The 8,163-nt window shown below is 68.8% G+C and carries 11 protein-coding genes; 9 read left to right on the top strand and 2 right to left on the bottom strand.

Annotated elements, in window-relative coordinates; translation table 11 throughout:
* Positions 1-1,064, bottom strand: a 1,064-nt coding sequence (locus EIP85_RS19400) for a tyrosine-type recombinase/integrase (protein ID WP_127903874.1), incomplete at its 3' end; no start/stop codon positions are given.
* Between the two features lie 451 nt (positions 1,065-1,515).
* Here EIP85_RS19400 and atpD point away from each other — a divergent pair.
* Genes atpD through EIP85_RS19355 form a run of 9 tightly spaced genes read left to right on the top strand, consistent with a single transcriptional unit; the run spans position 1,516 to position 7,898 of the window.
* Complete coding sequence (gene atpD / locus EIP85_RS19395) at positions 1,516-2,922, top strand: F0F1 ATP synthase subunit beta (RefSeq protein WP_206615594.1); 1,407 nt, start codon at positions 1,516-1,518, stop codon at positions 2,920-2,922.
* On the top strand, positions 2,919-3,359 hold the full coding sequence (locus EIP85_RS19390; RefSeq protein ID WP_127903872.1) for a F0F1 ATP synthase subunit epsilon: 441 nt from the start codon (positions 2,919-2,921) through the stop codon (positions 3,357-3,359). The genes atpD and EIP85_RS19390 overlap by 4 nt, the downstream gene beginning before the upstream one ends.
* Entirely contained in the window at positions 3,356-3,640 is a 285-nt protein-coding gene (locus EIP85_RS19385) for an AtpZ/AtpI family protein (RefSeq protein WP_127903871.1), read from the top strand. The genes EIP85_RS19390 and EIP85_RS19385 overlap by 4 nt, the downstream gene beginning before the upstream one ends.
* Positions 3,637-3,900 carry an N-ATPase subunit AtpR gene (locus tag EIP85_RS19380; protein ID WP_127903870.1) on the top strand — a complete coding sequence of 88 codons (264 nt, stop codon included), beginning with the start codon at positions 3,637-3,639 and terminating at the stop codon, positions 3,898-3,900. Before EIP85_RS19385 ends, EIP85_RS19380 begins: the two co-directional genes overlap by 4 nt.
* Entirely contained in the window at positions 3,900-4,565 is a 666-nt protein-coding gene (gene atpB / locus EIP85_RS19375; RefSeq protein ID WP_127903869.1) for a F0F1 ATP synthase subunit A, read from the top strand. Before EIP85_RS19380 ends, atpB begins: the two co-directional genes overlap by 1 nt.
* Positions 4,566-4,592: 27 nt before the next feature.
* Complete coding sequence (locus tag EIP85_RS19370; protein WP_206615592.1) at positions 4,593-4,823, top strand: F0F1 ATP synthase subunit C; 231 nt, start codon at positions 4,593-4,595, stop codon at positions 4,821-4,823.
* 4 nt (positions 4,824-4,827) lie between these two features.
* Positions 4,828-5,583 (top strand): F0F1 ATP synthase subunit B family protein, encoded by a 756-nt coding sequence (locus tag EIP85_RS19365; protein WP_127903867.1) that lies wholly within the window; start codon positions 4,828-4,830, stop codon positions 5,581-5,583.
* On the top strand, positions 5,570-7,081 hold the full coding sequence (locus EIP85_RS19360; RefSeq protein WP_127903866.1) for a F0F1 ATP synthase subunit alpha: 1,512 nt from the start codon (positions 5,570-5,572) through the stop codon (positions 7,079-7,081). Before EIP85_RS19365 ends, EIP85_RS19360 begins: the two co-directional genes overlap by 14 nt.
* A gap of 1 nt (position 7,082) precedes the next feature.
* Positions 7,083-7,898, top strand: a complete 816-nt coding sequence (locus tag EIP85_RS19355; RefSeq protein ID WP_164871814.1) for a F0F1 ATP synthase subunit gamma — start codon at positions 7,083-7,085, stop codon at positions 7,896-7,898.
* Positions 7,899-7,952: 54 nt separating this feature from the next.
* Here EIP85_RS19355 and EIP85_RS19350 read toward each other — a convergent pair whose 3' ends face one another.
* Entirely contained in the window at positions 7,953-8,132 is a 180-nt protein-coding gene (locus tag EIP85_RS19350) for a hypothetical protein (protein ID WP_127903864.1), read from the bottom strand.
* Positions 8,133-8,163 lie beyond the last annotated feature (31 nt).

Genomic DNA, 8,163 nt, shown 5'->3' with positions numbered 1-8,163 from the left:
CACGCAACCTTTCCCTCAGATTTGCGCGAATATGGCGGGCTTAGGGCATCAAGCGATGGACGCACGTAACGTCGCCCAGTGATGGATAACGGCGTGTGGTTTAGCAGACGGCCGACAACTTCCTCCAGGACGCCCGCCTCCATTGCCACCGTTGCGAATGTGCGCCGGTGCGCATGCAGGCTCCATTCAATGCGCTCGGGCGCCACGAGATGGCCCGACGGCGCCTTCGGCGAGGGAAACACCCATCTCCGGCCGAGACCTTGAAGCGGAGCCAATATCTCGTGGTGCACTTGCAAGATGGGCAGGTCGAAACTTCGGCCGTTCTTGGTCATTGGCAAGTGGATATGGTCTTCGTGAATGTTCCGCCACTCCAGCGTGAGCGCTTCCGTCTTGCGCAGCCCTGTAAAGAGCAAAAGCTCGTAAAAGACCTTGTGAATTGGATTGAAGATCCCATCGACGGCCTGCCGCCATGCGATCAGGTCTGCTATGACGGCTCCATCAGCCCGCTCATCGAACCACTCGACGGCCATCGTCGGGGACTCCGGCAGATCATGGATGCGTCGGGCATGGTTCCATACCGTGCGAAAATACTTCAGCGTGTGATTGGCCGCTGACGGCGTCGCCGACATCGAGCGATGGCGCTGGGCGACCATGCCTTTGGTGATCTCATCGAGCGGCAGGCGAAGCCAGTCCTTGAGGTGCCGCTCGATTTGCTCCTGGACATTCCGCCGATGAGCGTCCGAGCGGAGTTTAGGCCGCGCCAGATAGGCCTCCATGGCCGCCTCCAGCGTGGGCGCGCCGATCTGGATCTTCTTGCCAGCGCCCCTGCCCCATTCCAGCGCAAATCCCAGCGCGGTTTGGCGGGCTGCATCCGCCGATATTACCGGGTACCGGCCGATCAGCGCCCGGCGGGTTCGGCCTCCCACATCGCGTTGATAGTACCAAGTCTTGGATTTCTTACCGACGTACAAGATCAGCCCTCTGACCTCGCTGTCCCAGTACTTCTCCGTCCCAGTGTGCGCCTTAGGAATCTTACGAGCGAATGTCTCTGTGAGCTTGGGCATTTGTCCGTATTTTGTCTGTATCGGCAGGAAAACCTATACACCAAGGAGAACCCATGCGAATGCAATATGTCAATGAAAAGAATGCATTGGAACAGAGAGGAAGCTGGCGGAAAAGCCCATCACTTGCTTGGAAGGCTGCTGCTCTACCATTGAGCTACACCCGCGCCGGTCACAAACCCCTATTTTACGCCGTCTGAGAGGTCAAGCGGCAAGGCGTCATGTCCAGTGACGACACGCGGCAGGGCAAGTGCGCCGAACCCGGGGGCAGATGCGGCACCCTCTGACACCCCAACCGGGAAAGGCGCCACGGGCCATGGGATCCTCCAGCACGGGGTCACGGCCCCGACGCAGGGCATTGAAGTAGATCAATGTCCCCCCGGCGCGGGCCCCGTATGGTTTGCCTGAAGCAGGATGTCTCTGGCAGGAGCAAGCGCTTGGGGTAGACGGCCGAATCGTGCAGGTCGACGGATCCGTCGTCGACGTCGCCTTTGACGCCGGCGGACTGCCGGCGATCGGCTTTGCGCTGGAGGCCCGTCCCCGCAGCGCTCCGGCGATCACGCTGGAAGTCCACCAGCACATCGACGCCACGACGATCCGCGCGGTGGCCCTGCAGGAGACGGCCGGGCTCGGCTGCGGGGTCGCGGTCGCAGACCTCGGCAGCCCGGTCTCCGTGCCGGTAGGCCGGGCGCTTCTGGGCCGCATGGTCGACGTTGCCGGCCATCCGATCGACGGTGGCGCAGCCTTCGCCCCGGACGTTCCGCGCCGCGCCATCCATCGGCCTGCCCCGGGCTTTGCCAGCCAGCGCGGCGGCGCGGAGGTCTTCCTGACCGGGATCAAGGTCATCGATCTCTTCGCGCCGCTCTCGCGCGGCTCAAAGGGCGCGATGTTCGGCGGCGCCGGCGTCGGCAAGACCGTCCTGATCATGGAGCTGATCCGCGCCACCGCGGAACGTTACGGCGGGCTTTCGGTCTTCGCCGGGATCGGCGAGCGCTCCCGCGAGGGCCACGAGCTTTGGACCGAGCTGACGCGGTCGGGCATGATCCGGAACACCGCCCTCGTCTACGGGCAGATGAACGAGCCCCCGGGCGCCCGCTGGCGCGTTGGCCTCGCCGCCCTGACCGTCGCCGAATACTTTCGCGACGAGCAGAAGCAGGATGTCCTGCTTCTCGTCGACAACGTCTACCGGTTCGTGCAGGCGGGCAGCGAGGTTTCGGGCCTGCTCGGCCGGCTGCCGTCCCGGGTCGGCTACCAGCCCACGCTTGCCTCCGAGATTGCCGAGTTCCAGGAACGCATCGCCTCCGTCGAGGGCTCGGCCGTGACCTCGATCCAGGCGGTCTACGTGCCCGCGGACGACTTTACCGACCCGGCCGTGGCACAGATCTTCACCCATCTCGATTCCTCCATCGTCTTGTCCCGCGACATGGCAAGCCAGGGCCTCTACCCCGCTGTCGACCCGCTGGCCTCGGTTTCCTCCCTCCTCGATCCGACCATCGTCGGCCAGGAGCACTACGACACCGCTCAGGAAGTCCGCCGCCTGATCGAACACTACCGGGAACTGCAGGAGATCATCTCCCTCCTCGGGATGGAGGAGCTTGGCGCCGACGACCAGACCGCCGTCCGCCGCGCCCGCCGCCTGATCCGCTTCCAGACCCAGCCCTTCGGGGTCACCGCGCAGTTCACCGGGATGCCGGGCGCCTCGGTCGCGCTGGAGGATACGCTGAAGGGCGTGCGCGCCATCCTGGACGGCGCAACCGACGACTGGTCCGAGGCTTCGCTCTACATGGTCGGAACGCTGGCCGAGGCCGAGGCGAAGGAAAAGGCCGCCCGCGCCGCCGGCCTCAGCGAGGGCGGAACATGAGGCTTGTCGTCACCACCCCCGGGGCCCTCGTCCTCGACGTTCCGGATGTCGCCGCGGTCCGCGCAGAGGATACGAGCGGCGGCTTCGGCATCCTGCCCGGTCATACCGATTTCCTGACCGTTCTGCCCGTCTCGGTCCTGACCTGGATCGACGGCGCCGACGCCGAACACAACGTCGCCCTGCGGCGCGGCGTGCTCAGGGTCTCGGATGGCACCCTCGTCTCGGTCGCGGCGCGCGAAGCGGTGGCAGGCGGCACGCTGGAGGAGCTTCAGACGGCGGTAATGGATCGGTTCCGCGCCGCCGAGCAGGAGGAGGCCACGGCCCGCGTCTCCACCGAACGCCTGCACCTGGCGACGATGCGGGTCCTGCACCGCTACCTCGGGGCGCAGGCCGGCCGCACGCCGGCGCCAGCGCCCGAGGAAGGAGGCGGGCCATGAGCCAGCGGCGCCAGAAGCCGAACCCGCTGGCGGATGCGGTCGACACCCGCCGCCGCCGCGCCGAGCGGGCGCGGGCCGAGGGCGAGCGAACGCCCTGGGAAAACGTCGCCCTGATCGGCGCGCTGGCCTGGCAGATCGTGGTGCCGACCCTGATCGGCACCGCGCTCGGGCGCTGGCTGGACGGTCTGAGCGGGCACCGCGTGCTGTTCAGCGCGCTCGGCATCGTGACGGGGGTGTCGCTCGGGTTCTGGAGCGCGTGGCGAAAGGCAAGGGTGAAATGACAGCAGTGCTTCTCCTCTACCTCGCTCTCGGGCTCGCGCTAGGCGGGGCTTATTTCGCCTTGATGTGGCGCGGCGTCCGGCTTCAGGCGGAACAGGCTGCGCCGGTCTGGATCGTCCTGCATGCCGTGCTGCGCCTCGCCGGCGCGGGGCTCGTGCTCTGGCTCGTGGCGCAGGCGGGGACCTGGCCGCTTCTGGCCACCTTTGCCGGCTTCCTTCTCGCCCGCGTCGGGGCCACCCGGCTTGCCCGGCGGATACCGTGATGCAAAGCCCGTTTGGCCCGCAGATCCTCTTCCACCTCGGACCCGTGCCGATCAGCGAGGCCGTGGCGACGACCTGGGCGGTCATGGCCGCCCTCACCCTCGTCTCCTGGCTCGGCCTTCGCCGCGCCCGGCCCGACGGCGGGCCCCTACAGGCCGCGCTGGAGATCCTCGTCACCACGATCGAGGGCCAGGTCCGTGCAGTCCTTCAGCGCGATCCCGGCGGATACATGCCCCTGCTCGGGACGCTGTTCCTGTTCCTGGCCGCCGCCAACCTCTCGCCCATGCTGCCCGGAGTGCAGGCGCCCACCAGCCGGATCGAGACCCCGATGGCCCTTGCCGCGATCGTCTTTCTGTCGATCCACTGGTACGGCCTGCGCAACCAGGGCCTTGCCGGCTACCTCGGGCATTTCCTGAAGCCGAACCCGCTCCTGCTGCCGCTGACGCTGCTTTCGGAATTCACCCGCATCCTTTCGCTCATGGTCCGGCTCTTCGGCAACATGATGAGCCACGAGCTGATCCTCGCCATCCTGGTCTACCTCGCGGGCTTCGTCCTGCCGGTGCCGTTCATGATCCTCGGCCTGCTGATCGGGCTGATCCAGGCCTACATCTTCACCATCCTCGCCACCGTCTTCATCGGCGCCGCGATCGGCGCTGTGGACAGCTGAGAAAGGACACTGCCCTTGGACATCCAGATGATATCCGCCCTGGGGGCCGCCATAGCCGTCGGCCTCGGCGCCATCGGCCCCGGGATCGGCGAGGGCCTCGCGCTCGCCGCGGCGATGGATGCGATCGCCCGGCAGCCAGAGGCGGCGGGGACGATCTCCCGCACCCTCTTCGTCGGCCTCGCGATGATCGAGACGATGGCGATCTACTGCCTCGTCATCGCGCTCCTGCTGCTCTACGCCAATCCCTTCGTCGGGTGAGCCCATGAAGATCGACTGGTGGACGCTCGGCCTGCAGGCGGCGAACTTCGCCGTCCTCGTCTGGCTGCTGCGCCACTTCCTTTACGCGCCCGTCCGCCGCGTCATCGCCGAGCGCAGGGCCGAGGCAGAGGCGCTCCAGGCGGAAGCGGCCCACGCGAAGGCCGAAGCGGCGGCCGAGACGCAGCGGCTGCGCGATGCGCAGGAAGCCCTCGCGGCCGAGCGGCAACAGGTCCTCGACCGCGCCGCGGCCGAGGCCGCGGAGGCCGCCAGGGCCACGGCAGAGGCCGCGCGCGCCGCCGCCGCGCAGCAGCTTGCAAAGGCGCAGGCGGCCATCGCGGCGGAACGGCAGGGCGCCCTCGCGTCAGCAGGCCGCGATCTTGCGGCCCTCGCCGCCGGCATCGCCGGGCGCATCCTCGAGGCGACGGCGGGGAAGGTGGCACCGGGTCTCTTCCTCGACGGGCTGGCCGACACCCTCGCCGCCCTTCCGGAGCAGGAACGGCTACGCCTCGCCGCCGACATGGCGCGGCCCGGCGCGGTCGCCACCGTGGTCACGGCCCGCCCCCTCGCGCCCGAGGATCGTCCGGTCTGGTCGGCCCGCCTCCTGCCCCTTCTTGGCGGCGGCGGCAGCCTGAGCTTTGCGGAAGATTCGCAGCTCATCGGCGGGGTGGAGCTGCGGCTGGCCCATTCGGTTCTCAACTTCGGCTGGGCGGACCGCATTGCGGAAGCGGCAGAGGCGATGGCGCAAAATGACGGAGATTGACGACAGCATAAGGTCCTGGTTCGCCCCGGCCAGGGCGCGTCTTGCCGCAACGCCCGCGGCGCCGGGCATCCTCCACGTCGGCACGGTAACCAGCATCGGCGACGGCGTGGCGACGGTCGCCGGCCTGCCGGAAACCCGCGCGGAGGAGGTCCTGGAATTCGCCTCCGGCACACGGGGGATCGCGCTCCGCGTGCGCGAGGACGAGGTGAGCGTCGTCCTGCTGGACCCACCCGGCGGGATCGAGGCCGGGAGCCCGGTCCACGGAACGGGCGAGGTCGTGCGCGTGCCCGTCGGCGAGGCGCTGCTCGGTCGCGTGGTCGATGCCATCGGCCGCCCGCTGGACGGCGGACCCGCGATCGTCGGAGAGCGGCACGACCCGGTGGAAAGCCCCGCCCCCGGGATCATCGACCGCGATCTGGTCACGGAGCCGCTTATGACGGGCCTTGTCGTCGTCGACGCGATGATCCCCCTCGGCCGCGGCCAGCGGGAGCTCATCATCGGCGACCGCAAGACAGGCAAGACCGCCCTGGCGCTCGACACGATCGTCAACCAGAAGGACAGTGACGTGATCTGCGTCTACTGCGCCATCGGTCAGAAGGCCTCGACCGTCGGCCAGGCCGTAGAGGCGATCCGCTCCCACGGCGCCTTCGAGCGCTGCATCGTCGTTGTTGGAGAGGCCGATGCCCCGCCGGGCGCCCAGTGGATCGCGCCCTACGCCGCCTGCACGATGGCCGAGTATTTCCGCGACCGTGGCCAGCATGCGCTGATCGTCTACGACGATCTCTCCAAGCACGCGATCACGTATCGCGAGCTTTCGCTGCTGCTGCGCCGTCCCCCGGGGCGCGAGGCCTATCCCGGCGACGTGTTCTATCTGCATTCGCGGCTTCTGGAACGCGCCGCGAAGCTGACCGCCGGCAAAGGTGGCGGCTCGCTCACCGCGCTGCCCATCGCCGAGACGCAGGGCGGCAACCTCACCGCCTATATCCCGACCAACCTCATCTCGATCACGGACGGACAGATCTACCTCGAACCGAAGCTGTTCTACGAGGGCCAGAAGCCCGCGGTGAATGTCGGCCTCTCCGTCAGCCGCGTCGGCAGCCAGACGCAGGCCCCGGCGATGAAGGCGGCAACGGGCAGCCTGAAGCTCGACTACGGCCAGTTCACCGAGCTGGAGGCCTTCACCCGCTTCGGCGCGATGATGGATCCCCGCACTCAGGCGAAGATCGATCACGGCCGCCGCATCCGCGAGGTCCTGGTTCAGCCGCAGTACCACCCCGTCGCGCTCGCCACCCAGGTTGCCCTGCTCACCGCGACGGCGGAGGGCCGGCTCGATGCCGTCCCGCTGTCAGAGGTCGCGCGCCTGAAGGCGGCGCTTCCCGCGCTGATCGCCCTTCGCTGCCCGGATGCCGCCGCCCGCATCACCGCGGCGGGCGCGCCGGACGAGGCTGACCGTGCCGCCCTCGCCGCCGCGGTCGATGCCGCACTGGCAGGAGGATGAGATGGAGCAGGAGCAGATCCTCCGCGCCCGCATCGCGAGCCTCACTGAGCTTCGCGGCCTCTTCCAGGCCCTCCGCGCCCTCGCCGCGAGCCGCCTTCAGGAGGCGCTGGCGGCGCTGCCCGGCATCCGGGCCTATTCCGACATCGTGGCAGAGGCGCTGGCCGACGCGCTCGCCCTTGGCGGGACCGGCGTCCGCAGCACGGGCCGCCGCGCCGCGATGGTCGTCGTCTGCTCCGAGCATGGCTTCGCGGGAGGCTTCAATGCCCGCCTGCTGGACGAGGCCGCGGCCCGCCTGCGGCCGGGCCAGGATCTGATCGTGATCGGCAAACGCGGCGGGGTCACCGCGGCGGAACGCAAGTTGAAGCCGGACCTCGTGCTGCCGACCGCGACGCATATCGCAGGCGTGGGGGATGCGGCGCATGACGTAGCCCTCGCGCTCTCCGGCCATGCCGAGGCGGGTGTGGTCTTCGGTCGTTACCGAAAGGGCGGTGGCTTCGATCCGGCCTACCGGCGGGTCCTGCCACCCGATCCGCCCGCGCCCGGCGGCCCTCGCCGCGCGCCGCCGCTTGTGCAGCTTCCGGCACCAGCGCTCCTCGCCGAACTCGACCGCGAGTATCTCTTCGCCGCACTCTCCCAGACCCTGATGGAATCCTTCGCGTCAGAGAACGCGGCCCGCCTGCGCGTGATGGAAGCGGCCGATCGCGCCATCGGCGACAAGCTCGAGGCGCTCGCCCGGGCCGAAAATGACCTCCGTCAGGAGACGATCACCGCCGAACTGCTCGATGTCGTCACCGGCTGGGACGCCGTGACGCGATGACCGGAGACGGGCCACGGCCACGGCCCCGCTCCAGCGGGCCGTAAGGCGGGTCCTTCAATGCTCGGACAGATGGGCAAGCAGCCAGTAAGCCAGGAACGCCCGGAACCGGGCCAGACGCCCGGCCTTGTGCTCAAGCACCTGGCGGGGCATCGGCATCGGCGCCTTGGGCAGCGCGCCCAGACGCTCTGTCCGGGTCTTCTCGTCGATCGGCGGTGTGGCGCGGTCTTCGGGCATGTCCAGGTCCTCCTCCCCGCTCCGCCATCCC

Origin of the sequence: Solirhodobacter olei (assembly GCF_004010155.1) — a bacterium.
Classification (GTDB): domain Bacteria; phylum Pseudomonadota; class Alphaproteobacteria; order Rhodobacterales; family Rhodobacteraceae; genus Solirhodobacter; species Solirhodobacter olei.
This window is presented reverse-complemented; position numbering and strand designations above follow the sequence as displayed.